This is a genomic window from Pantoea sp. GW821-FHT03E06, assembly GCF_059420725.1.
This window is the reverse complement of sequence record NZ_JBWKUG010000001.1, coordinates 3,780,145-3,801,525: the sequence shown is the minus strand read 5'-3', so window position 1 is coordinate 3,801,525 and position 21,381 is coordinate 3,780,145. Positions and strand designations below refer to the sequence as shown.

Annotated in this window: 23 protein-coding genes, 3 tRNA genes and 4 rRNA genes; 24 read left to right on the top strand and 6 right to left on the bottom strand. The window is 50.8% G+C overall.

All coding sequences use genetic code 11. The features are described from left to right. The first annotated feature begins 3 nt into the window (after positions 1-3). From rpmD to AC07WB_RS17655, 12 genes are all read left to right on the top strand, one after another. Positions 4-183 carry a 50S ribosomal protein L30 gene (gene rpmD / locus AC07WB_RS17710; RefSeq protein WP_021186404.1) on the top strand — a complete coding sequence of 60 codons (180 nt, stop codon included), beginning with the start codon at positions 4-6 and terminating at the stop codon, positions 181-183. Positions 184-186: 3 nt separating this feature from the next. Further along, the gene (gene rplO / locus AC07WB_RS17705; RefSeq protein ID WP_097095834.1) at positions 187-621 is read left to right on the top strand and encodes a 50S ribosomal protein L15; all 435 of its coding nucleotides are present in this window, start codon (positions 187-189) and stop codon (positions 619-621) included. Between the two features lie 7 nt (positions 622-628). Continuing rightward, a complete protein-coding gene (gene secY / locus AC07WB_RS17700; RefSeq protein WP_007891686.1) occupies positions 629-1,960 on the top strand; it encodes a preprotein translocase subunit SecY in 1,332 nt (443 codons plus the stop codon). Positions 1,961-1,992: 32 nt separating this feature from the next. Continuing rightward, complete coding sequence (rpmJ, locus tag AC07WB_RS17695) at positions 1,993-2,109, top strand: 50S ribosomal protein L36 (protein ID WP_004160566.1); 117 nt, start codon at positions 1,993-1,995, stop codon at positions 2,107-2,109. Positions 2,110-2,255: 146 nt separating this feature from the next. Next, a complete protein-coding gene (gene rpsM, locus AC07WB_RS17690) occupies positions 2,256-2,612 on the top strand; it encodes a 30S ribosomal protein S13 (RefSeq protein WP_034830736.1) in 357 nt (118 codons plus the stop codon). 16 nt (positions 2,613-2,628) lie between these two features. Further along, complete coding sequence (rpsK, locus tag AC07WB_RS17685; RefSeq protein WP_004160563.1) at positions 2,629-3,018, top strand: 30S ribosomal protein S11; 390 nt, start codon at positions 2,629-2,631, stop codon at positions 3,016-3,018. A gap of 31 nt (positions 3,019-3,049) precedes the next feature. Next, positions 3,050-3,670 (top strand): 30S ribosomal protein S4, encoded by a 621-nt coding sequence (gene rpsD / locus AC07WB_RS17680; RefSeq protein ID WP_007891687.1) that lies wholly within the window; start codon positions 3,050-3,052, stop codon positions 3,668-3,670. A gap of 25 nt (positions 3,671-3,695) precedes the next feature. Continuing rightward, the gene (locus AC07WB_RS17675; RefSeq protein WP_007891688.1) at positions 3,696-4,685 is read left to right on the top strand and encodes a DNA-directed RNA polymerase subunit alpha; all 990 of its coding nucleotides are present in this window, start codon (positions 3,696-3,698) and stop codon (positions 4,683-4,685) included. A gap of 40 nt (positions 4,686-4,725) precedes the next feature. Further along, the gene (rplQ, locus tag AC07WB_RS17670) at positions 4,726-5,112 is read left to right on the top strand and encodes a 50S ribosomal protein L17 (protein ID WP_008104728.1); all 387 of its coding nucleotides are present in this window, start codon (positions 4,726-4,728) and stop codon (positions 5,110-5,112) included. Positions 5,113-5,225: 113 nt separating this feature from the next. After that, on the top strand, positions 5,226-5,597 hold the full coding sequence (locus AC07WB_RS17665; RefSeq protein WP_494940938.1) for a DnaJ family domain-containing protein: 372 nt from the start codon (positions 5,226-5,228) through the stop codon (positions 5,595-5,597). A gap of 1 nt (position 5,598) precedes the next feature. After that, positions 5,599-6,036, top strand: coding sequence for a Zn(2+)-responsive transcriptional regulator (gene zntR / locus AC07WB_RS17660; protein WP_097095836.1), 438 nt, complete (start codon positions 5,599-5,601; stop codon positions 6,034-6,036). A 50-nt stretch (positions 6,037-6,086) separates the two neighbouring features. Further along, positions 6,087-6,284, top strand: coding sequence for an alternative ribosome-rescue factor A (locus AC07WB_RS17655; RefSeq protein WP_097095837.1), 198 nt, complete (start codon positions 6,087-6,089; stop codon positions 6,282-6,284). Positions 6,285-6,320: 36 nt separating this feature from the next. Here the strand turns inward: AC07WB_RS17655 and mscL are convergent, their stop codons facing one another. The 5 genes from mscL to def form a co-directional block, all read right to left on the bottom strand. Then, the gene (gene mscL / locus AC07WB_RS17650; RefSeq protein ID WP_097095838.1) at positions 6,321-6,734 is read right to left on the bottom strand and encodes a large-conductance mechanosensitive channel protein MscL; all 414 of its coding nucleotides are present in this window, start codon (positions 6,732-6,734) and stop codon (positions 6,321-6,323) included. Between the two features lie 111 nt (positions 6,735-6,845). Next, positions 6,846-8,222, bottom strand: coding sequence for a Trk system potassium transporter TrkA (gene trkA / locus AC07WB_RS17645; RefSeq protein WP_097095839.1), 1,377 nt, complete (start codon positions 8,220-8,222; stop codon positions 6,846-6,848). Between the two features lie 31 nt (positions 8,223-8,253). Next, the gene (gene rsmB, locus AC07WB_RS17640) at positions 8,254-9,540 is read right to left on the bottom strand and encodes a 16S rRNA (cytosine(967)-C(5))-methyltransferase RsmB (RefSeq protein WP_494940937.1); all 1,287 of its coding nucleotides are present in this window, start codon (positions 9,538-9,540) and stop codon (positions 8,254-8,256) included. A 45-nt stretch (positions 9,541-9,585) separates the two neighbouring features. Continuing rightward, entirely contained in the window at positions 9,586-10,530 is a 945-nt protein-coding gene (gene fmt, locus AC07WB_RS17635; protein ID WP_494940936.1) for a methionyl-tRNA formyltransferase, read from the bottom strand. Positions 10,531-10,551: 21 nt separating this feature from the next. After that, the gene (def, locus tag AC07WB_RS17630) at positions 10,552-11,064 is read right to left on the bottom strand and encodes a peptide deformylase (RefSeq protein ID WP_064741579.1); all 513 of its coding nucleotides are present in this window, start codon (positions 11,062-11,064) and stop codon (positions 10,552-10,554) included. 115 nt (positions 11,065-11,179) lie between these two features. Here def and dprA point away from each other — a divergent pair, with 115 nt between their 5' ends. From dprA to aroE, 5 genes are read left to right on the top strand one after another with little or no spacing between them, the layout of a single operon-like run. Continuing rightward, positions 11,180-12,304, top strand: a complete 1,125-nt coding sequence (gene dprA, locus AC07WB_RS17625; RefSeq protein WP_494940935.1) for a DNA-protecting protein DprA — start codon at positions 11,180-11,182, stop codon at positions 12,302-12,304. Continuing rightward, positions 12,276-12,749: a DUF494 family protein Smg gene (smg, locus tag AC07WB_RS17620; protein WP_007891699.1), complete on the top strand. Its 474-nt coding sequence runs from the start codon at positions 12,276-12,278 to the stop codon at positions 12,747-12,749. Before dprA ends, smg begins: the two co-directional genes overlap by 29 nt. Positions 12,750-12,776: 27 nt before the next feature. Next, complete coding sequence (locus AC07WB_RS17615) at positions 12,777-13,331, top strand: DNA topoisomerase family protein (protein WP_097095843.1); 555 nt, start codon at positions 12,777-12,779, stop codon at positions 13,329-13,331. Further along, the gene (tsaC, locus tag AC07WB_RS17610; protein WP_345828084.1) at positions 13,328-13,903 is read left to right on the top strand and encodes an L-threonylcarbamoyladenylate synthase type 1 TsaC; all 576 of its coding nucleotides are present in this window, start codon (positions 13,328-13,330) and stop codon (positions 13,901-13,903) included. The genes AC07WB_RS17615 and tsaC overlap by 4 nt, the downstream gene beginning before the upstream one ends. A 3-nt stretch (positions 13,904-13,906) precedes the next feature. Beyond that, the gene (aroE, locus tag AC07WB_RS17605; RefSeq protein ID WP_494940934.1) at positions 13,907-14,728 is read left to right on the top strand and encodes a shikimate dehydrogenase; all 822 of its coding nucleotides are present in this window, start codon (positions 13,907-13,909) and stop codon (positions 14,726-14,728) included. A gap of 9 nt (positions 14,729-14,737) precedes the next feature. On the opposite strand, the gene AC07WB_RS17600 is transcribed toward aroE, so the two are convergent. Next, the gene (locus AC07WB_RS17600; RefSeq protein ID WP_494940933.1) at positions 14,738-15,292 is read right to left on the bottom strand and encodes a gamma carbonic anhydrase family protein; all 555 of its coding nucleotides are present in this window, start codon (positions 15,290-15,292) and stop codon (positions 14,738-14,740) included. A gap of 490 nt (positions 15,293-15,782) precedes the next feature. Here AC07WB_RS17600 and AC07WB_RS17595 point away from each other — a divergent pair. From AC07WB_RS17595 to rrf (AC07WB_RS17565), 7 genes are all read left to right on the top strand, one after another. Next, positions 15,783-17,323, top strand: a 16S ribosomal RNA gene (locus tag AC07WB_RS17595). Between the two features lie 73 nt (positions 17,324-17,396). Then, positions 17,397-17,473 (top strand) — tRNA-Ile (locus AC07WB_RS17590). Positions 17,474-17,616: 143 nt separating this feature from the next. Then, positions 17,617-17,692, top strand: a tRNA-Ala gene (locus AC07WB_RS17585). Between the two features lie 201 nt (positions 17,693-17,893). Beyond that, positions 17,894-20,799, top strand: a 23S ribosomal RNA gene (locus AC07WB_RS17580). A gap of 227 nt (positions 20,800-21,026) precedes the next feature. Next, positions 21,027-21,142 (top strand): 5S ribosomal RNA (gene rrf, locus AC07WB_RS17575). 14 nt (positions 21,143-21,156) lie between these two features. Next, positions 21,157-21,232, top strand: a tRNA-Thr gene (locus AC07WB_RS17570). A gap of 33 nt (positions 21,233-21,265) precedes the next feature. Continuing rightward, a 5S ribosomal RNA gene (gene rrf / locus AC07WB_RS17565) occupies positions 21,266-21,381 on the top strand. The 16S, 23S and 5S rRNA genes sit together here with 3 tRNA genes alongside, the layout of an rRNA operon.

Genomic DNA, 21,381 nt, shown 5'->3' with positions numbered 1-21,381 from the left:
ACGATGGCTAAGACAATTAAAATTACACAAACCCGCAGTTCAATCGGCCGCCTGCCTAAGCACAAAGCGACTCTGGTTGGCTTGGGTCTGCGTCGCATTGGCCACACCGTAGAGCGTGAAGACACGCCTGCAGTACGCGGTATGGTTAACGCGATTTCCTACATGCTGAAAGTGGAGGAGTAAGAGATGCGTTTAAACACTCTGTCTCCGGCCGAAGGGTCTAAACACGCTACTAAGCGTCTGGGTCGTGGTATCGGTTCTGGCCTCGGTAAAACTGGTGGTCGTGGTCACAAAGGTCAGAACTCTCGTTCTGGCGGTGGCGTACGTCGCGGTTTCGAGGGTGGTCAGATGCCTCTGTATCGTCGTCTGCCGAAATTCGGTTTCACCTCTCGCAAAGCAATGATCACCACAGAAGTTCGTCTGTCTGATCTGGCGAAAGTTGAAGGCGGTATTGTTGACCTGAATACGCTGAAAGCGGCCAATATTATCGGTGTTCAGATTGAATTCGCGAAAGTGATTCTCTCTGGTGAAGTTTCTGCACCGGTAACGGTTCGCGGTCTGCGAGTCACCAAAGGTGCTCGTGCTGCAATCGAAGCTGCTGGCGGTAAAATCGAGGAATAAGTAGCAGATGGCAAAGCAACCGGGATTAGATTTTCAAAGTGCCAAAGGTGGCTTTGGTGAACTGAAGCGCAGACTGTTGTTTGTAATCGGTGCACTCATTGTCTTCCGCATTGGCTCTTTTATTCCAATCCCCGGTATCGATGCCACTGTACTTGCCAAACTGCTTGAGCAACAGCGTGGCACCATCATTGAAATGTTTAACATGTTCTCTGGTGGTGCTCTCAGTCGTGCCTCAATCTTCGCGCTGGGTATTATGCCGTACATTTCGGCCTCTATTATTATCCAGCTGTTAACGGTGGTTCATCCGGCGTTAGCTGAGATTAAGAAAGAGGGTGAAGCTGGTCGTCGTAAGATTAGCCAGTACACTCGCTATGGCACACTGGTTCTGGCTGTATTCCAGTCGATCGGTATTGCTACCGGTCTACCGAATATGCCTGGAATGCAAGGACTGGTAATGAATCCAGGCTTTGCATTCTACTTTACCGCTGTTGTAAGTCTGGTTACCGGGACGATGTTCCTGATGTGGCTGGGTGAACAGATTACTGAACGAGGTATCGGCAACGGTATCTCGATCATTATCTTCGCTGGTATCGTTGCGGGTCTCCCGCCGGCCATTGGCCATACCATCGAGCAAGCGCGGCAAGGTGACCTGCACTTCCTTCTGTTGCTGTTGGTTGCAGTTCTAGTATTTGCAGTGACGTTCTTTGTTATTTTCGTAGAGCGTGGCCAGCGCCGCATTGTGGTCAACTACGCTAAACGTCAGCAAGGTCGTCGTGTATATGCTGCACAGAGCACACATTTACCGTTGAAAGTGAACATGGCGGGCGTAATCCCAGCTATTTTTGCTTCCAGCATTATTCTGTTCCCAGCGACCATAGCATCATGGTTCGGGGGCGGAACCGGTTGGAACTGGCTGACAACAATTTCGCTGTATTTGCAACCAGGACAGCCGCTTTATGTGCTACTCTATGCGACTGCAATCATCTTCTTCTGTTTCTTCTATACGGCGTTGGTATTCAACCCACGTGAAACAGCAGATAACCTGAAGAAGTCTGGTGCATTCGTACCGGGAATTCGTCCGGGAGAGCAAACGGCGAAGTATATCGATAAAGTAATGACACGTCTGACCTTAATCGGCGCACTGTATATTACGTTTATCTGCCTGATCCCGGAGTTCATGCGTGATGCTATGAAAGTTCCATTCTACTTTGGCGGTACATCACTGCTCATTGTAGTGGTCGTCATCATGGACTTTATGGCTCAAGTGCAAACTCTGATGATGTCGAGTCAGTACGAGTCTGCATTGAAGAAAGCTAACCTGAAGGGCTACGGCCGTTAATTCGGGTGCTTGAGAAGTTACGGAGAGTAAAAATGAAAGTTCGTGCTTCCGTCAAGAAATTATGTCGTAACTGCAAAATCATTCGCCGCGACGGTGTCGTACGTGTGATTTGCAGCGCCGAGCCAAAGCATAAACAGCGCCAAGGCTGATATTGTCACATATTTTTCTTGCAAAGTCGGGTTGAGCTGGCTAGATTAGCCAGCCAATCTTTTGTATGTCGATGCGTTACCATTTGAGTATCCTGAAAACGGGCTTTTCAGCATGGGACGCATTTGTTTAATTATAGGAGTGCATAGTGGCCCGTATAGCAGGCATTAACATTCCTGATCAAAAACATACCGTGATCGCATTAACTTCGATCTTCGGTATCGGTAAGACCCGTTCTAAAGCCATCTGCGCTTCAACGGGTATCGCTGAAAATGTTAAGATCAGAGAGCTGTCTGAAGAACAAATTGAACAGCTGCGTGAAGCAGTTGGTAAATTCGTTGTTGAAGGTGATCTGCGCCGTGAAATCACCCTGAGCATCAAGCGTCTGATGGACCTTGGTTGCTATCGTGGTTTACGCCATCGTCGTGGTCTGCCAGTTCGCGGTCAGCGTACTAAGACCAATGCACGTACCCGTAAGGGTCCGCGTAAACCGATCAAGAAATAATCGGGGTGAGTAAATAATGGCAAAGGCACCAGTTCGTGCACGTAAGCGTGTAAGAAAACAAGTCTCAGATGGCGTGGCTCATGTCCATGCATCTTTTAACAACACCATCGTTACCATTACTGATCGTCAGGGTAACGCACTGGGTTGGGCAACCGCCGGTGGTTCCGGTTTCCGCGGTTCACGTAAATCTACTCCGTTTGCTGCCCAGGTAGCTGCAGAGCGCTGTGCAGAAGCAGTGAAAGATTACGGTATTAAGAATCTGGAAGTTATGGTTAAGGGTCCAGGTCCAGGCCGCGAATCAACAATTCGTGCTCTGAACGCTGCTGGTTTCCGCATCACTAATATTACTGATGTGACTCCAATCCCTCACAACGGTTGTCGTCCGCCGAAAAAACGTCGCGTTTAACGCCCGTTTTTAGGTTAGTTGGAGAAAGAAAATGGCAAGATATTTGGGTCCTAAGCTCAAGCTGAGCCGTCGTGAGGGTACCGACTTATTCCTTAAGTCTGGCGTTCGCGCGATCGATACCAAGTGCAAAATTGAACAACCACCTGGTCAGCATGGTGCGCGTAAACCGCGTCTGTCTGACTACGGCGGCCAGTTGCGTGAAAAGCAAAAAGTTCGTCGTATGTACGGCGTGCTGGAGCGTCAGTTCCGCAACTACTATAAAGAAGCAGCACGTCTGAAAGGCAACACAGGTGAAAACCTGCTGGCTCTGCTGGAAGGCCGTCTGGATAACGTAGTTTACCGTATGGGCTTTGGCGCCACTCGTGCAGAAGCACGCCAGCTGGTTAGCCATAAATCTATCCTGGTGAACGGCCGCGTTGTTAACATCGCTTCTTATCAGGTATCTCCGAATGATGTCGTAAGCATCCGTGAGAAAGCCAAACAGCAATCTCGCGTGAAGGCCGCTCTGGAGCTGGCTGAGCAGCGTGAAAAGCCCACCTGGCTGGAAGTTGATGCTACTAAGATGGAAGGTGTGTTCAAGCGTATTCCTGAACGTACCGATCTGTCTGCGGACATTAACGAACACCTGATCGTCGAGCTTTACTCTAAGTAAAGCTTAGTACCAAAGAGAGGACACAATGCAGGGTTCTGTGACAGAGTTTCTAAAACCGCGCCTGGTAGATATCGAGCAAGTGAGTTCGACGCACGCCAAGGTGACCCTTGAGCCGTTAGAGCGTGGCTTTGGCCATACTCTTGGTAACGCACTGCGCCGTATTCTGCTTTCTTCCATGCCGGGTTGCGCGGTGACCGAGGTTGAGATTGATGGTGTGCTTCATGAGTACTCCACCAAAGAGGGCGTACAGGAAGATATCCTGGAAATCCTGCTTAACCTGAAAGGGTTGGCGGTAAGAGTTCAGGGCAAAGATGAAGTTATCCTTACTCTGAATAAATCTGGCATTGGCCCTGTGACTGCAGCCGACATCACCCACGACGGTGATGTTGAAATCGTCAAGCCGCAGCATGTGATCTGCCATCTGACCGATGAAAACGCATCTATTAGCATGCGTATCAAAGTTCAGCGTGGTCGTGGTTATGTGCCGGCTTCTGCCCGAATTCATTCGGAAGAAGATGAGCGCCCAATCGGCCGTCTGTTGGTTGACGCTTGCTACAGCCCTGTAGACCGTATTGCCTACAATGTTGAAGCAGCGCGTGTAGAACAGCGTACCGACCTGGACAAGCTGGTCATCGAAATGGAAACCAATGGCACAATCGATCCTGAAGAGGCGATTCGTCGTGCGGCGACCATCCTGGCAGAACAACTGGAAGCTTTCGTTGACTTACGTGATGTACGTCAGCCGGAAGTGAAAGAAGAGAAACCAGAATTCGATCCGATCCTGCTGCGCCCTGTTGACGATCTGGAATTGACTGTCCGCTCTGCTAACTGCCTTAAGGCAGAAGCTATCCACTACATCGGTGATCTGGTACAGCGTACCGAGGTTGAGCTGCTTAAAACGCCTAACCTGGGTAAAAAATCTCTTACCGAGATTAAAGATGTGCTTGCTTCACGTGGTTTGTCTCTGGGCATGCGCCTGGAAAACTGGCCACCGGCAAGCATTGCTGATGAATAACCGGATCACAGGTTAAGGTTTCACTGAGAAGGATAAGGTCATGCGCCATCGTAAGAGTGGTCGTCAACTGAACCGCAACAGCAGCCATCGTCAGGCTATGTTCCGCAACATGGCTGGTTCTCTGGTTCGTCATGAGATCATTAAGACGACTCTGCCGAAAGCCAAAGAGCTGCGCCGCGTAGTTGAGCCGCTGATTACTCTTGCCAAGACCGACAGCGTAGCTAATCGTCGTCTGGCATTCGCCCGCACTCGTGATAACGAGATCGTGGCAAAACTGTTTAACGAGCTGGGCCCGCGTTTCGCGAGCCGTGCCGGTGGTTACACTCGCATTTTGAAGTGTGGCTTCCGTGCTGGTGACAACGCTCCGATGGCTTACATCGAGCTGGTTGATCGTCCAGAAGCTCAAGCAGAAGCTACTGCAGAGTAATTTGCAGTAACGTAAAAGACCCGCTTCGGCGGGTTTTTTATTGTCCGTAATTCCTTTCCATTTCCTCCTCTTTCGCTATGCTGTTGGCAGATATCACCGTCTGGGGTTCACTTATGTGGCTAATCGATCAACTTGTTGAGCAGCACATCCGCGAGGCTCAGGAAAAAGGTGAGCTGAGCAATCTGCCCGGTGAGGGTGCACCTTTACATTTAGAGGATGATAGCGGAGTGCCGGTAGAACTACGCACTGCTTATCGCCTGTTGAAAAATTCCGGCTATTTGCCCCCGGAACTGGAGATGCGTCGCGAAGCATTAGCACTTCATGATTTGTTGCGAGAATTAAATCCAGATAATGAAAAAGCGCGGGAATTATCGAAACGTTTAACGCTGCTTGAAATAAAACTTCACCAGGCTGGAATCAGTACCGACTTCCTGCACGGTGAATATAGCGACGTTATTCATCAACGTTTGCAGCAGGAGGAATAGCATGTATCGGATCGGCCAGCTGGCAAAAATGGCGGATGTTACGCCCGATACCATCCGCTTTTATGAAAAACAGCAGATGATGAATCACGAGGTACGTACTGAAGGTGGCTTTCGTCTTTACAACGAGGACGACTTACAACGCCTGCGTTTTATTCGCTATGGACGTCAACTCGGATTTAGTCTGGATTCAATCCGCGGTCTTTTGTCGATCCGCATCGATCCAGAACATCATACCTGCCAGGAATCAAAAGCCATTGTTGCGAAGCGTTTGGACGAAGTAAATGGCATGATCGCAGAATTGCAGACGATCCAACGATCGTTGCACCGTTTAGCCGAAACTTGCTGCGGTGATTTGCATAGCAGCGCCTGCTGTTCAATTCTGGAAGCCCTGGAAAAGGGTGAAGAGCCTCATCCTGAAATTTGTTGCAGCAAGGATTGAGTTTTGTAATGAAAGGAATATAGTTGCGCCGTTACTAATCGGAGGACAAGATGAGCCGCTATCAGCATCAAAAAGGTAAAATCAAGGATAATGCACTTGAAGCACTGCTACATGATCCGCTGTTTCGTCAGCGTATTGAAAAGAATGAGAAAGGAAAGGGCAGCTATCAACGAAAAGACAAACACGCAAAAGGGCGTAACTGGGAGGCCAGTGATAAGCAGAAAAGTTTATCACTGGCCTTCTGCTAACAATCAAAAAAGCCGCCTAATTCAGGCGGCTTTTTATCATAATTTTTCTTGATTATTTTGCTTTAACAGATCGCGAATTTCAGTAAGCAGTAACTCTTCATTCGTTGGCTTTGGTGCAGCCTTTTCAACTTCTTTTTTCTGATACAGTTTATTCATTACTTTAATTGCCAGGAAGATGGCAAAGGCAACAATTACAAAATCAAAAACGGTCTGAATAAAATTACCGTACTCCATAACCACTGCCGGGATATCACCTTCTGCAGGTTTTAATACCCATTTAAACTGTTTGAAATCGACGCCGCCAATCAGCAAGCCAAGAGGTGGCATAATGATGTTAGCGACTAATGAGGATACAATCTTGCCGAAAGCGGCACCAATGATCACACCGACAGCCAGATCTACTACGTTCCCGCGCATTGCAAAATCACGAAACTCTTTGAATAAACTCATTGTTATCTCCTTGCCTTGGCCAATTGCTAAAGTCTAACAAACCTTCGCGCAATTGCCATTATAACAACAGATTAAGCGTAATTTTTGGCTGCGGGCCAGAACCCGCAGTATTTAGAGGAAGAAAGGACTCGGCTGGAAAAGACGCTCAACATCCGGGACAAATTTCTTATCTGTCAGGAACATAATTACATGGTCGCCTTGTTCTACACGTACATTATCATTTGCAATGATGACTTCATCACCGCGGACAACGGCACCAATTATCGTTCCGGGTGGTAGTTTAATATCTTCTATTAACCGTCCAACCACGCGCGAAGTGGTTTCATCGCCGTGTGCGATGGCTTCGATAGCTTCAGCAATGCCGCGACGTAGTGATGAGACGCCGACAATATCGGCTTTACGAACATGGCTCAATAAAGCGGAGATAGTGGCTTGTTGTGGAGAGATCGCAATGTCGATCACGCTTCCTTGCACCAGATCTACATAGGCGCGGCGCTGGATCAGCACCATTACTTTTTTAGCCCCCATTTTCTTAGCCAGCATTGCTGACATAATGTTGGCTTCATCATCATTGGTAACGGCAATGAAGAGATCGACCTGATCAACATGCTCTTCGGCCAGCAGTTCCTGATCCGAAGCATCGCCATAAAAAACAATGGTATCGTGTAGACGTTCAGCCAGTTCTGCCGCGCGTTGTTGATTGCGCTCAATTAACTTCACGCTATATTGTTTTTCCAGACGCTGCGCCAGGCCAAAGCCGATATTGCCGCCACCAACCAGCATGATGCGTTTATAAGGTTTTTCCAGGCGCTGCATCTCGCTCATTACCGCGCGAATATGCTGACTCGCTGCAATAAAGAACACCTCATCGCCGGCCTCTACGATAGTGGAACCTTGCGGGCGAATCGGACGATCCTGGCGGAAAATGGCGGCGACACGAGTATCAATATGCGGCATATGCTCACGCATGATAGATAAAGGGTTTCCTACCAGCGGGCCACCGTAATAAGCTTTTACTACCGCAAGGCTCACTTTGCCTTCGGCAAAATTGACTACCTGAAGCGCGCCTGGATACTGGATAAGACGATAGATGTTATCAATAACCAACTGTTCCGGAGAAATCAGATGATCAATAGGTACTGCTTCAGGCACAAACAATTTCTCAGCATCGCGTAAATATTCTGCCGCACGGATCCGCGCGATGCGGTTTGGCGTATTAAAAAGTGAATAGGCAATCTGGCAAGCCACCATATTGGTTTCGTCGGAGTTGGTTACCGCCACCAACATGTCGGCATCTTCGGCACCCGCTTCGCGCAGGATTCGTGGATGCGAACCATGGCCATGTACAACGCGCAGGTCAAATTTGTCTTGCAGCAGTCGCAGTCGGGCCGCATCGCTATCAACTACCGTAATATCGTTGTTTTCCCCCACCAGATTTTCTGCGAGAGTTCCGCCGACCTGACCGGCGCCGAGGATAATGATTTTCATGGCTTAGATGCTCTCGTCAGAGTGTGCCGCACTATTTTTTCATCAGCTTAGCGTAGAAGAAGCCGTCACCGCCATCGACGGTTGGGAATACCTGCCAGCCATTGATTTGTCCTTGTGGGATTGCCTCTGCTACGGCATCACCGTGTGCCGCTAAAAAGGCACTGATTTGCTGATGGTTCTCTTCAGGCAGGATTGAACAAGTGGCGTAAATCATTGTGCCGCCGGACTTCAGGCGTGGCCAAACGGCCTCGAGAATTTCACGCTGCAAATTCGCCAGCTCAGAAATATCTCGATCGCGTCGCAACCACTTGATGTCTGGATGGCGGCGAATAACGCCAGTGGCTGAGCAAGGTGCATCAAGCAAGATGCGATCAAACTGCCTGTCGCCACACCACTCTGCCGGTGTACGCCCGTCCCCCTGGCGCACCTCGGCCTGCATACCCAAGCGTTGCAGATTTTCATGCACGCGGAGCAAACGTTGCTGATCAATATCGACGGCTAATACTTTTGCCTGCGGGGCAATTTCAAGAATATGTGTGGTTTTGCCCCCTGGCGCGGCGCAGAGATCGAGAATGGATTCACCATCCTTAGGCTCCAGCAGCAGCGCGCAACGTTGTGCTGAGAGATCCTGCACCGTCACCCAGCCTTGTTCGAAACCTGGCAGATGGCTAACTGGAGCGGGAAACTCAAGACGCAAGGCATCGGATGCGTCGCCCGCGAAAGCCACTTTCTCTTCTGCCTGCAGTAATGCCAGCCAGGCATCGCGATCGTGATGCTGGCGATTGACGCGTAGCCACATCGGGGGCCTCTGATTGTTTGCTTCAACAATGTGCTGCCACTGTTCTGGCCATGCCGCCTGCAGACGTTTCAATAACCAGCCGGGATGCCAGTAACGTTGTGTGCCTTGATCGACTTCGGCTAGCAGTGTTTCCTGCTGGCGCTGGAACTGGCGTAGTACGCCATTGAGTAGACCTTTCAAATTTGCGCGCTTAAGAGCTTCAGCACCCGCAACGGTTTCTGCCAGAGCTGCATGCGCAGGTACGCGGGTGTAGAGCAACTGATAAAGCCCCACCATCAGCAAATAATGCAACACACGCTGTTTACCGGTTAAGGTGCGCTCCATCAATTTACCAATCAAGGCTTCCAGCTGTGGCAATGTGCGCATCACGCCGAAGCACAGCTCTTGCAGCAGTGCGCCATCTTTATCGGATAACGTTTTTTGCGCACCAGGCAAAACAGCGCTAAGCGATTCGCCTTTATCCACAACGCGTTCGATGAGTTGCGCGGCCAGGCTACGCAGGTTGATTGTTTTTTTCATTTTCATTTATCAAACAAAAAGCCCGGTTAAACCGGGCTTGGAGGATCAGGCCAAAACAGTTCCAGGAGTGAACCATTCACGGCGCGAATTTAGCAGGTCCTGTGCGGACATGGCTTTTTTACCGGCAGGTTGGAGTGACAGTAGATTGAGCACGCCATCGGCTGTCGCAATCTGAATACCCTGTTTATCGGCATGCAGTATCTCACCCGGTTGTTTATTTTGATGCGGCAAAACGCTCGCCTGCCACACCTTTACCGGTTGTTCATCCACCATGAAGTAGCTCATTGGCCATGGATTGAAGGCACGGATACAACGTTCCAACTGTATAGCAGAAAGCGACCAATCGAGGCGCGCCTCCTCTTTGCTCAGTTTTTCCGCGTAAGAGACTAGCGCTTCATCTTGCACTTCAGGCTGAGCCTGACCACTTGCCAGCAAATCCAGCGTTAACAGCATGCCCTGTGGACCGAGCTGTGCCAGCTTTTCATAGAGTGAAGCGCTCGTGTCTTCCGCAGTAATTGCACAAGAAAGCTTATGCAGCATGTCACCGGTATCGAGGCCAACATCCATTTGCATGATGGTCACACCGGTTTCGTTGTCCCCAGCCCAAAGAGAACGTTGAATCGGGGCGGCACCGCGCCAGCGCGGCAAAAGCGAACCGTGCACATTAATACAACCCAGGCGCGGCATTGTCAGCACTGCTTTCGGCAGGATCAAACCATATGCGACAACCACCATAATGTCGGCCTGCAGATCGGCAACCAGCTGCTGATTCTCTTCAGGCTTCAAGGATTTCGGTTGATACACTGGCACATCATGCGCCTGTGCCAGCACTTTTACTGGACTCGGTGTGAGTTTATTTCCGCGCCCGGCAGGACGATCGGGCTGGGTAAAGACACCAATAACCTGATGCTCAGAAGTAAGCAGCGCGTCAAGATGACGCGCTGCGAAGTCAGGTGTACCGGCAAAGATAATTTTGAGCGGTGCAGACACAGTTTAACCTTCTATTCGCGCTTAATCTTCGCGTGCGTTAAGGCGGGCCAACTTTTCCAGTTTCTGTTTAATACGCTGACGTTTAAGTGGCGACAGATAATCAATGAAGAGTTTGCCATCAAGATGATCGATTTCATGCTGGATACAAATCGCCAGCAGGCCATCGCTTTCAAGCTCAAAGCTTTTACCATCGCGATCCTGCGCACGCACTTTAACCCATTCAGCCCGCGGTACAAACGCGCGTTGCTCAGGGATAGAAAGACAGCCTTCTTCAATCCCGGTTTCACCGCTTTTCTCTAGCAATTCCGGGTTGATGAGAACCAAACGCTCGTCACGATTTTCAGAAACATCAATCACAATGATGCGCTGATGAATATCAACCTGAGTCGCCGCTAAGCCAATACCTTCTTCGGCGTACATGGTTTCGAACATGTCGTCGACAATACGCTGAACGTCTGCGTTTACGGTAGCCACCGGCGCAGCGATTTTGCGAAGGCGATCATCAGGGAAATGTAATACCTGCAAAACTGACATAAATATCCAGATCTGTATGCGTTAAAGAAAAGATTACTGCCTCATATTGTAGACTTTTTGATGCCCGATTGACAGCATTGCACCGCATGATAGCGCGGCTGACAGGGAGTTTGGCATGGAGAAAATTGAATGGATGCTCAGGTTGGCAAATGTTAAAGGATTAAGCAGTCAGCTTGTCAGACATTTAGCCTTGGCGCTGCAGGATAGTGCCCCTGTTGATGATGGCCTCTTGTCAGATCATGGATTGAGCGAAATACAGCGGCAACAGTTTAGGGAGCTATGTCCGCGCCAATTAGAAAGAACGTATTTATGGCTAGAGCATGAAGAGCATCATTTAGTTGCCTGCATAGATGAAGATTATCCTTCGGCGTTAACGGAAATCAGCCGACGTCCATTATTACTGTATGTCGCCGGAAGTGTAAATGCTCTGCAAACACCGCAACTGGGCGTGGTGGGGAGCCGTCATTGCACCCATTATGGCAAACAATGGGGAAGCTGGTTTACTCAGCAATTGGCGCTAAGTGGATTAACTATTACCAGTGGTTTAGCTCGCGGCATTGATGGCGTGGCGCATCGAGCTGCGTTAGAAGCACAGGGCAAAACCGTGGCGGTGTTGGGGAGTGGTCTGCAACATATCTACCCTAAAAGCCATCAATCGCTGGCGCGAGAAATCATTAGCAGTGGCGGCGCACTGATTTCTGAATTCCCACTTGATATGGCCCCGCATGCGGTCAACTTTCCTCGACGTAATCGTATCATCAGTGGTTTGAGCTTGGGGGTGTTGGTGATAGAGGCCTCGCTGAAAAGCGGTTCGTTAGTTACAGCACGCTATGCTTTGGAACAAAATCGTAACGTTTATGCGTTACCCGGTTCGCTTGGCAATCCGGGTAGCGAAGGAACACACTGGCTTATCCAGCAAGGGGCGCTTCTGGTGGCGCACCCCAACAATATTCTTGAGGACTTACATTCAACGCTGCAATGGTTGCCCGATAGCACTTCAGAAACAATATATTCACAAGACAGTGACGATGTTCCATTGCCATTTGCAACTGTGTTGGCTAACGTAGGTGATGAGGTTACACCTGTTGACGTCGTCGCTGAACGTGCCGGCCAACCTGTGCCAGTTACCGCAGCCCATTTGCTGGAGCTGGAGTTAGCAGGATGGATCGCAGCTGTACCCGGCGGCTATGTCCGATTGAGGAGGGCATGCCATGTTCGACGTACTTATGTACTTGTTTGAGACATATATCCACAACGAAGCTGAAATGCGCGTTGATCAGGATAAATTGACCGATGACTTAACCGACGCCGGTTTTCATCGTGAAGATATCTACAATGCGTTGAATTGGCTTGAACGGTTAGCGGATTATCAGGAAGGCTTGGTTGCGCCTGTGCTCATGGCAAACGATCCGCTCTCCATGCGAATCTACACGGAAGAGGAAAATCAGCGTTTAGATGCCGAGTGTCGCGGTTTTATTTTGTTCCTGGAGCAGGTTCAGGTGCTGAATATGGAAACGCGCGAGATGGTCATCGAACGTGTAATGGCCCTCGATACCCTGGAATTCGATCTTGAAGATCTCAAATGGGTGGTGTTGATGGTGCTGTTTAACATTCCAGGATGTGAAAACGCCTATCAGCAAATGGAAGAACTGTTATTCGACGTCAATGAAGGTATGCTGCATTAATAATCTTCGATTAATGCAACCGGTAATATGAGTAAATCAGCACTATTCTCCGTGCCTAAACACGATCCCTGCCCCGCTTGCGGGGCAGAATTAGTTATACGTTCTGGCAAACACGGTCCTTTCCTGGGGTGTGTCAATTATCCAACCTGTGATTACATTCGTCCGCTGAAGAGCCATGGCGATGGGCACGTTGTTAAAGTGCTGGAAGGGCATGCCTGCCCGAAATGTGGTGCAGACAAAGTTCTGCGGCAGGGACGCTTTGGCATGTTCATTGGTTGTAGTCACTATCCCGAGTGCGATTACACAGAAACCATCGACAAGCCTGATGAAACAGCCATTGCTTGTCCGCAATGTCAGAGCGGTAAACTCGTACAGCGTCGCTCGCGATATGGCAAAACTTTTCACTCGTGCGATCGCTATCCAGATTGTCAGTTTGCAATTAATGCAACGCCGATTGAAGGTGTTTGCCCGCATTGTCAGTTCCCCTTATTAATAGAGAAGAAAACCGCACAGGGCATGAAGCGCTTTTGCGCCAGCAAACGCTGCGGTAAGCCAATCGTTCAGGACCAAGAATCATCATGAAGCCAAGTCAGTATTTAGCAGGAAGCCTCGATTTTTGTATTGAGCAACTCCAGCAGCAGGAAGTTATCGCTTACCCAACCGAAGCCGTATTCGGCTTGGGCTGCGATCCCGATAGTGAAAATGCCGTAATGGCGCTTCTGGCGCTCAAGCAGCGTCCAGTCGATAAAGGTCTTATTCTGATTGCAGCTGATTACGCGCAACTTGAACCTTACATCGCCGATCGTGAACTTACTGTACTTCAGCGCGAACGTATGTTTGCGAGCTGGCCCGGCCCGGTGACTTATGTGGTGCCCGCGTCGCCACACACGCCGCGCTGGCTCACTGGACGATTTGATTCACTGGCGATCCGCGTTAGCGATCATCCTGATGTCCAGGCTTTATGCCGTGGTTTTGGTAAACCGCTGGTTTCGACCAGTGCCAATCTTTCCGGTGAGCCGCCTTGTCGTAATGTGGAAGAAGTTGCCCAGCAATTTGGTGCTGAGTTTCCAGTATTACACGCTGAAACCGGTGGACGCCTGAATCCTTCTGAGATCCGCGATGTTATTAGCGGTGAACTTATTCGCCAGGGTTAATTTATGAAAAACTTTGCCGTTTTTGGTAATCCGATTGCCCACAGCAAATCACCTTTTATCCATAGTCTCTTTGCTGAGCAAACCGGCATTGATCATCGATATGGCAGTGAATGTGCACCCTTAGAGGGTTTTCCCCAGTCGATCACAGACTTCTTTGCGAATGGTGGTAAAGGGGCCAATGTCACGCTGCCTTTCAAACAGCAGGCATGGGAATTTGCGGATGAGCTTAGCGAACGCGCGGCATTGTCCGGGGCGGTGAACACATTAAAGAAAGATGCGCAGGGCAAGATCTTTGGTGATAACACGGATGGTATTGGTTTGCTAAGCGATCTGGAACGCTTGCAGATGATCCAGTCGGACGATCGTATCCTGCTGGTGGGGGCCGGTGGTGCAGCGCGAGGCGTGATTCTACCGCTTCTCTCTTTTGGATGTTCATTAGTGGTGGTGAATCGCACGGTTGAACGTGCCGAGCAGCTGGCAAATATTTTCCAGCATAACGGGGAAATCAAAGCGGCCAGCTTCGAGCAATTAGCGGGTCAGCAATTTGATCTGATCATTAATGCGACTTCAAGCGGTGTCGATGGCAAGGTGCCGGCGTTAGCTGCATCGCTTATTAATCCACAAACGCGTTGCTATGACATGTTTTATCAACAGGGGTTGACGCCATTTCTACAGTGGTGCCAGCAGCAGGGCGCACAGCAGCTGGCAGATGGTGTTGGCATGCTGGTGGGACAAGCCGCTCATGCTTTCCAACTGTGGCATGGCGTGATGCCACAGATCACGCCAGTGATTACCACGCTAAAGCAGGCGATGCAGCAGCGATAAATTTGACGATCAAGAATGGACTTTGCTTTCCTGATCGAGATACTCATTCTTCCAACTCACGTAATTGTTGGATGAATAGAGCAGCCCGGCGATTTCAGCTTCACTCAGCGGTCGTACTTGTTTAACCGGGCTGCCCAAATAGAGGTAGCCACTCTCCAGTCGTTTGCCTGGCGGCACCAAACTACCAGCGCCAATCATCACATCATCTTCAACAATTACACCATCCAGCAGAATCGATCCCATACCAACCAGTACACGATTTCCGATAGTACAGCCGTGCAACATCGCTTTATGGCCCACCGTCACGTCTTCGCCAATGATGAGTGGGAAACCTTCCGGGTTGCTGGTGGATTTATGCGTGACGTGCAGTACGCTGCCGTCCTGGATATTGCTTCTTTTACCAATCATCACTTTATTCACGTCACCGCGAATCGCTACCAGCGGCCAAATGCTGACGTCATCAGCAAGTTGTATTTCACCGACCACCACGCTGCTGCTATCGATCATGACGCGATCGCCGGTTTGCGGAAAATGGTTCTTATAAGGTCGTAGGGCTGTAGACATGATCTTCTCCTTTTACATTTTTACCCAAGCCTGCGGTTTAAAAGCCGGATAAACAAGATGATTTTTGACCAGATCGCTCGCGATCGCAGCGAAAAGAATGAAAACTCGCCAGTCGATTAAAAAGATCGAAAAAAGGGTTGTGCAAAAAATTCGGATCCCTATAATGCGCCACCACTGAGACGGCAAAGCGGCAACGCAGGCGGCTCAGCAGGGAGTGAAGAAATTCATCCCGCCGGAGGAAAGCGCTGAAAAAAGTGTTTGACTCTGAAGGAGGAACGCGTAATATACGCCACCTCGCGACAGGCGGTTAACCCGCTGCTCGCAACGCTCTTTAACAATTTATCAGACAATCTGTGTGGGCACTCGCAGGATTGATATCAGCGTCTCCGGACGCAACAAAATATCAAGCCTCACGAGTGAACACATAATGAAATTCATTATGACGTTTTACAGATGAGCATCGCTGCACTTGTTGCAGCAAATCAAACTTAAATTGAAGAGTTTGATCATGGCTCAGATTGAACGCTGGCGGCAGGCCTAACACATGCAAGTCGGACGGTAGCACAGAGAGCTTGCTCTCGGGTGACGAGTGGCGGACGGGTGAGTAATGTCTGGGAAACTGCCCGATGGAGGGGGATAACTACTGGAAACGGTAGCTAATACCGCATAACGTCGCAAGACCAAAGTGGGGGACCTTCGGGCCTCACACCATCGGATGTGCCCAGATGGGATTAGCTAGTAGGTGGGGTAATGGCTCACCTAGGCGACGATCCCTAGCTGGTCTGAGAGGATGACCAGCCACACTGGAACTGAGACACGGTCCAGACTCCTACGGGAGGCAGCAGTGGGGAATATTGCACAATGGGCGCAAGCCTGATGCAGCCATGCCGCGTGTATGAAGAAGGCCTTCGGGTTGTAAAGTACTTTCAGCGGGGAGGAAGGCGGTGAGGTTAATAACCTTACCGATTGACGTTACCCGCAGAAGAAGCACCGGCTAACTCCGTGCCAGCAGCCGCGGTAATACGGAGGGTGCAAGCGTTAATCGGAATTACTGGGCGTAAAGCGCACGCAGGCGGTCTGTCAAGTCGGATGTGAAATCCCCGGGCTTAACCTGGGAACTGCATTCGAAACTGGCAGGCTAGAGTCTTGTAGAGGGGGGTAGAATTCCAGGTGTAGCGGTGAAATGCGTAGAGATCTGGAGGAATACCGGTGGCGAAGGCGGCCCCCTGGACAAAGACTGACGCTCAGGTGCGAAAGCGTGGGGAGCAAACAGGATTAGATACCCTGGTAGTCCACGCCGTAAACGATGTCGACTTGGAGGTTGTTCCCTTGAGGAGTGGCTTCCGGAGCTAACGCGTTAAGTCGACCGCCTGGGGAGTACGGCCGCAAGGTTAAAACTCAAATGAATTGACGGGGGCCCGCACAAGCGGTGGAGCATGTGGTTTAATTCGATGCAACGCGAAGAACCTTACCTACTCTTGACATCCAGCGAACTTAGCAGAGATGCTTTGGTGCCTTCGGGAACGCTGAGACAGGTGCTGCATGGCTGTCGTCAGCTCGTGTTGTGAAATGTTGGGTTAAGTCCCGCAACGAGCGCAACCCTTATCCTTTGTTGCCAGCGGGTAATGCCGGGAACTCAAAGGAGACTGCCAGTGATAAACTGGAGGAAGGTGGGGATGACGTCAAGTCATCATGGCCCTTACGAGTAGGGCTACACACGTGCTACAATGGCGCATACAAAGAGAAGCGACCTCGCGAGAGCAAGCGGACCTCATAAAGTGCGTCGTAGTCCGGATCGGAGTCTGCAACTCGACTCCGTGAAGTCGGAATCGCTAGTAATCGTAGATCAGAATGCTACGGTGAATACGTTCCCGGGCCTTGTACACACCGCCCGTCACACCATGGGAGTGGGTTGCAAAAGAAGTAGGTAGCTTAACCTTCGGGAGGGCGCTTACCACTTTGTGATTCATGACTGGGGTGAAGTCGTAACAAGGTAACCGTAGGGGAACCTGCGGTTGGATCACCTCCTTACCTGAAGATACCTTCCCGCGAAGTGCTCACACAGATTGTCTGATAGAAAGTAACGAGCAGAAAAAACCTCTACAGGCTTGTAGCTCAGGTGGTTAGAGCGCACCCCTGATAAGGGTGAGGTCGGTGGTTCAAGTCCACTCAGGCCTACCAAATTCGCACTCACGCTGCGTTATGTCTCCGGCTCGCATAGTTCACTATGCTTCGCGGAAACATGCCTTGCCTGAGCACGAATTGCATTTCTCAGGAAATGTACTCGGTTGAGTGGTAGTAGATGGTCTCTGCAGTAACTGTATGGGGCTATAGCTCAGCTGGGAGAGCGCCTGCCTTGCACGCAGGAGGTCAGCGGTTCGATCCCGCTTAGCTCCACCATTACAGTGACTCAAAACAATACTTCAGAGCAAACCGGAAACGGTGTGCTGCGAAGTATTATGCTCTTTAACAATCCGGAACAAGCTGAAAATTGAAACGACGTGTTGGTTCATTTCTCCGTAATAAGAAATGAATAACAACATGTTCGAGTCTCTCAAATGCTTACAGTCTGCAGCGTTGCAAAACGCCTGTGGGTTGTGAGGTTAAGCGACTAAGCGTACACGGTGGATGCCCTGGCAGTCAGAGGCGATGAAGGACGTGCTAATCTGCGTAAAGCGTCGGTAAGGTGATATGAACCGCTACAGCCGACGATGTCCGAATGGGGAAACCCGGTGCACTCAGTGCATCATCGCAACATGAATACATAGTGTTGCGAGGCGAACCCGGGGAACTGAAACATCTAAGTACCCGGAGGAAAAGAAATCAACCGAGATTCCCCCAGTAGCGGCGAGCGAACGGGGAGCAGCCCAGAACCTGAATCAGTTTGTGCATTAGTGGAAGCGTCTGGAAAGTCGCACGACACCGGGTGATAGTCCCGTACACGAAAGTGCACAGGTTGTGAGTTCGAAGAGTAGGGCGGGACACGTGGTATCCTGTCTGAATATGGGGGGACCATCCTCCAAGGCTAAATACTCCTGACTGACCGATAGTGAACCAGTACCGTGAGGGAAAGGCGAAAAGAACCCCGGCGAGGGGAGTGAAACAGAACCTGAAACCGTGTACGTACAAGCAGTGGGAGCCTCTTTATGGGGTGACTGCGTACCTTTTGTATAATGGGTCAGCGACTTATATTCTGTAGCAAGGTTAACCGTATAGGGGAGCCGCAGGGAAACCGAGTCTTAACTGGGCGTTAAGTTGCAGGGTATAGACCCGAAACCCGGTGATCTAGCCATGGGCAGGTTGAAGGTTGGGTAACACTAACTGGAGGACCGAACCGACTAATGTTGAAAAATTAGCGGATGACTTGTGGCTGGGGGTGAAAGGCCAATCAAACCGGGAGATAGCTGGTTCTCCCCGAAAGCTATTTAGGTAGCGCCTCGTGAACTCATCCTCGGGGGTAGAGCACTGTTTCGGCTAGGGGGCCATCCCGGCTTACCAACCCGATGCAAACTGCGAATACCGAGGAATGTTATCACGGGAGACACACGGCGGGTGCTAACGTCCGTCGTGAAGAGGGAAACAACCCAGACCGCCAGCTAAGGTCCCAAAGTCATGGTTAAGTGGGAAACGATGTGGGAAGGCACAGACAGCCAGGATGTTGGCTTAGAAGCAGCCATCATTTAAAGAAAGCGTAATAGCTCACTGGTCGAGTCGGCCTGCGCGGAAGATGTAACGGGGCTAAACCATGCACCGAAGCTGCGGCAGCGACGCGTATGCGTTGTTGGGTAGGGGAGCGTTCTGTAAGCCGTTGAAGGTGGCCTGTGAGGGTTGCTGGAGGTATCAGAAGTGCGAATGCTGACATAAGTAACGATAAAGCGGGTGAAAAGCCCGCTCGCCGGAAGACCAAGGGTTCCTGTTCAACGTTAATCGGAGCAGGGTGAGTCGACCCCTAAGGCGAGGCTGAAAAGCGTAGTCGATGGGAAGCAGGTTAATATTCCTGCACTTGGTGTTACTGCGAAGGGGGGACGGAGAAGGCTAGGTTATCCGGGCGACGGTTGTCCCGGTTTAAGCGTGTAGGCTGACACCTTTGGTAAATCCGGGGTGTCTTAAGGCTGAGGCGTGACGACGAGCCACCACGGTGGTGAAGTAACTGATGCCCTGCTTCCAGGAAAAGCCTCTAAGCTCCAGGTAACACGAAATCGTACCCCAAACCGACACAGGTGGTCAGGTAGAGAATACCAAGGCGCTTGAGAGAACTCGGGTGAAGGAACTAGGCAAAATGGTGCCGTAACTTCGGGAGAAGGCACGCTGGCGCGTAGGTGAAGGGACTTGCTCCCGGAGCTGAAGCCAGTCGAAGATACCAGCTGGCTGCAACTGTTTATTAAAAACACAGCACTGTGCAAACACGAAAGTGGACGTATACGGTGTGACGCCTGCCCGGTGCCGGAAGGTTAATTGATGGGGTTATCCGCAAGGAGAAGCTCTTGATCGAAGCCCCGGTAAACGGCGGCCGTAACTATAACGGTCCTAAGGTAGCGAAATTCCTTGTCGGGTAAGTTCCGACCTGCACGAATGGCGTAATGATGGCCAGGCTGTCTCCACCCGAGACTCAGTGAAATTGAAATCGCTGTGAAGATGCAGTGTACCCGCGGCAAGACGGAAAGACCCCGTGAACCTTTACTATAGCTTGACACTGAACATTGAGCCTTGATGTGTAGGATAGGTGGGAGGCTTTGAAGCGTGGACGCCAGTCTGCGTGGAGCCAACCTTGAAATACCACCCTTTAATGTTTGATGTTCTAACGTAGGCCCGTAATCCGGGCTGCGGACAGTGTCTGGTGGGTAGTTTGACTGGGGCGGTCTCCTCCCAAAGAGTAACGGAGGAGCACGAAGGTTGGCTAATCCTGGTCGGACATCAGGAGGTTAGTGCAATGGCATAAGCCAGCTTGACTGCGAGAGTGACGGCTCGAGCAGGTGCGAAAGCAGGTCATAGTGATCCGGTGGTTCTGAATGGAAGGGCCATCGCTCAACGGATAAAAGGTACTCCGGGGATAACAGGCTGATACCGCCCAAGAGTTCATATCGACGGCGGTGTTTGGCACCTCGATGTCGGCTCATCACATCCTGGGGCTGAAGTAGGTCCCAAGGGTACGGCTGTTCGCCGTTTAAAGTGGTACGCGAGCTGGGTTTAGAACGTCGTGAGACAGTTCGGTCCCTATCTGCCGTGGGCGCTGGAGAATTGAGGGGGGTTGCTCCTAGTACGAGAGGACCGGAGTGAACGCACCACTGGTGTTCGGGTTGTCATGCCAATGGCACTGCCCGGTAGCTAAGTGCGGAAAAGATAAGTGCTGAAAGCATCTAAGCACGAAACTTGCCCCGAGATGAGTTCTCCCTGACTCCTTGAGGGTCCTGAAGGGACGTTGAAGACTACGACGTTGATAGGCCGGGTGTGTAAGCGCAGCGATGCGTTGAGCTAACCGGTACTAATGACCCGTGAGGCTTAACCTTACAACGCCAGAGGCGTTTTGGTGAGAGAGACCAGAGATTTTCAGCTTGTTTTACCGGATAAAGAATTCAGTTTTGTCCTGCGGAGTTAAGTCCGAAGGATTTTGCGCTGAAGCAAGGCGGCAAACGAGACGCTACGAGGGAGCATACGAGGGTATGTGACGGAGTAGTGCGAGAGCGGCCAACGCAGCAGCAGCGTAAAAGACACAGGACAGAGCGAAAAGAATTTGCCTGGCGGCTTTAGCGCGGTGGTCCCACCTGACCCCATGCCGAACTCAGAAGTGAAACGCCGTAGCGCCGATGGTAGTGTGGGGTCTCCCCATGCGAGAGTAGGGAACTGCCAGGCATCAAATTTAGCGTGCTGATATGGCTCAGTTGGTAGAGCGCACCCTTGGTAAGGGTGAGGTCCCCAGTTCGACTCTGGGTATCAGCACCAGTTATAGGCATGAGTTCGGTTTAAAAGAATTTGCCTGGCGGCTTTAGCGCGGTGGTCCCACCTGACCCCATGCCGAACTCAGAAGTGAAACGCCGTAGCGCCGATGGTAGTGTGGGGTCTCCCCATGCGAGAGTAGGGAACTGCCAGGC

What these genes read in the sequence shown, in the direction of transcription:
- zntR (WP_097095836.1), top strand. Translation starts at nt 5,599, where the DNA reads ATGTATCGGATCGGCCAGCTGGCAAAAATGGCGGATGTTACGCCCGAT.
- dprA (WP_494940935.1), top strand. Translation starts at nt 11,180, where the DNA reads ATGGAGAAAATTGAATGGATGCTCAGGTTGGCAAATGTTAAAGGATTA.
- rplQ (WP_008104728.1), top strand. Translation starts at nt 4,726, where the DNA reads ATGCGCCATCGTAAGAGTGGTCGTCAACTGAACCGCAACAGCAGCCAT.
- tsaC (WP_345828084.1), top strand. Translation starts at nt 13,328, where the DNA reads ATGAAGCCAAGTCAGTATTTAGCAGGAAGCCTCGATTTTTGTATTGAG.
- mscL (WP_097095838.1), bottom strand. Translation starts at nt 6,734, where the DNA reads ATGAGTTTATTCAAAGAGTTTCGTGATTTTGCAATGCGCGGGAACGTA.
- trkA (WP_097095839.1), bottom strand. Translation starts at nt 8,222, where the DNA reads ATGAAAATCATTATCCTCGGCGCCGGTCAGGTCGGCGGAACTCTCGCA.
- AC07WB_RS17665 (WP_494940938.1), top strand. Translation starts at nt 5,226, where the DNA reads ATGTGGCTAATCGATCAACTTGTTGAGCAGCACATCCGCGAGGCTCAG.
- AC07WB_RS17600 (WP_494940933.1), bottom strand. Translation starts at nt 15,292, where the DNA reads ATGTCTACAGCCCTACGACCTTATAAGAACCATTTTCCGCAAACCGGC.
- smg (WP_007891699.1), top strand. Translation starts at nt 12,276, where the DNA reads ATGTTCGACGTACTTATGTACTTGTTTGAGACATATATCCACAACGAA.
- rpmD (WP_021186404.1), top strand. Translation starts at nt 4, where the DNA reads ATGGCTAAGACAATTAAAATTACACAAACCCGCAGTTCAATCGGCCGC.
- aroE (WP_494940934.1), top strand. Translation starts at nt 13,907, where the DNA reads ATGAAAAACTTTGCCGTTTTTGGTAATCCGATTGCCCACAGCAAATCA.
- secY (WP_007891686.1), top strand. Translation starts at nt 629, where the DNA reads ATGGCAAAGCAACCGGGATTAGATTTTCAAAGTGCCAAAGGTGGCTTT.
- rplO (WP_097095834.1), top strand. Translation starts at nt 187, where the DNA reads ATGCGTTTAAACACTCTGTCTCCGGCCGAAGGGTCTAAACACGCTACT.
- rpsK (WP_004160563.1), top strand. Translation starts at nt 2,629, where the DNA reads ATGGCAAAGGCACCAGTTCGTGCACGTAAGCGTGTAAGAAAACAAGTC.
- AC07WB_RS17655 (WP_097095837.1), top strand. Translation starts at nt 6,087, where the DNA reads ATGAGCCGCTATCAGCATCAAAAAGGTAAAATCAAGGATAATGCACTT.
- def (WP_064741579.1), bottom strand. Translation starts at nt 11,064, where the DNA reads ATGTCAGTTTTGCAGGTATTACATTTCCCTGATGATCGCCTTCGCAAA.
- AC07WB_RS17675 (WP_007891688.1), top strand. Translation starts at nt 3,696, where the DNA reads ATGCAGGGTTCTGTGACAGAGTTTCTAAAACCGCGCCTGGTAGATATC.
- rpmJ (WP_004160566.1), top strand. Translation starts at nt 1,993, where the DNA reads ATGAAAGTTCGTGCTTCCGTCAAGAAATTATGTCGTAACTGCAAAATC.
- rpsD (WP_007891687.1), top strand. Translation starts at nt 3,050, where the DNA reads ATGGCAAGATATTTGGGTCCTAAGCTCAAGCTGAGCCGTCGTGAGGGT.
- AC07WB_RS17615 (WP_097095843.1), top strand. Translation starts at nt 12,777, where the DNA reads ATGAGTAAATCAGCACTATTCTCCGTGCCTAAACACGATCCCTGCCCC.
- rsmB (WP_494940937.1), bottom strand. Translation starts at nt 9,540, where the DNA reads ATGAAAAAAACAATCAACCTGCGTAGCCTGGCCGCGCAACTCATCGAA.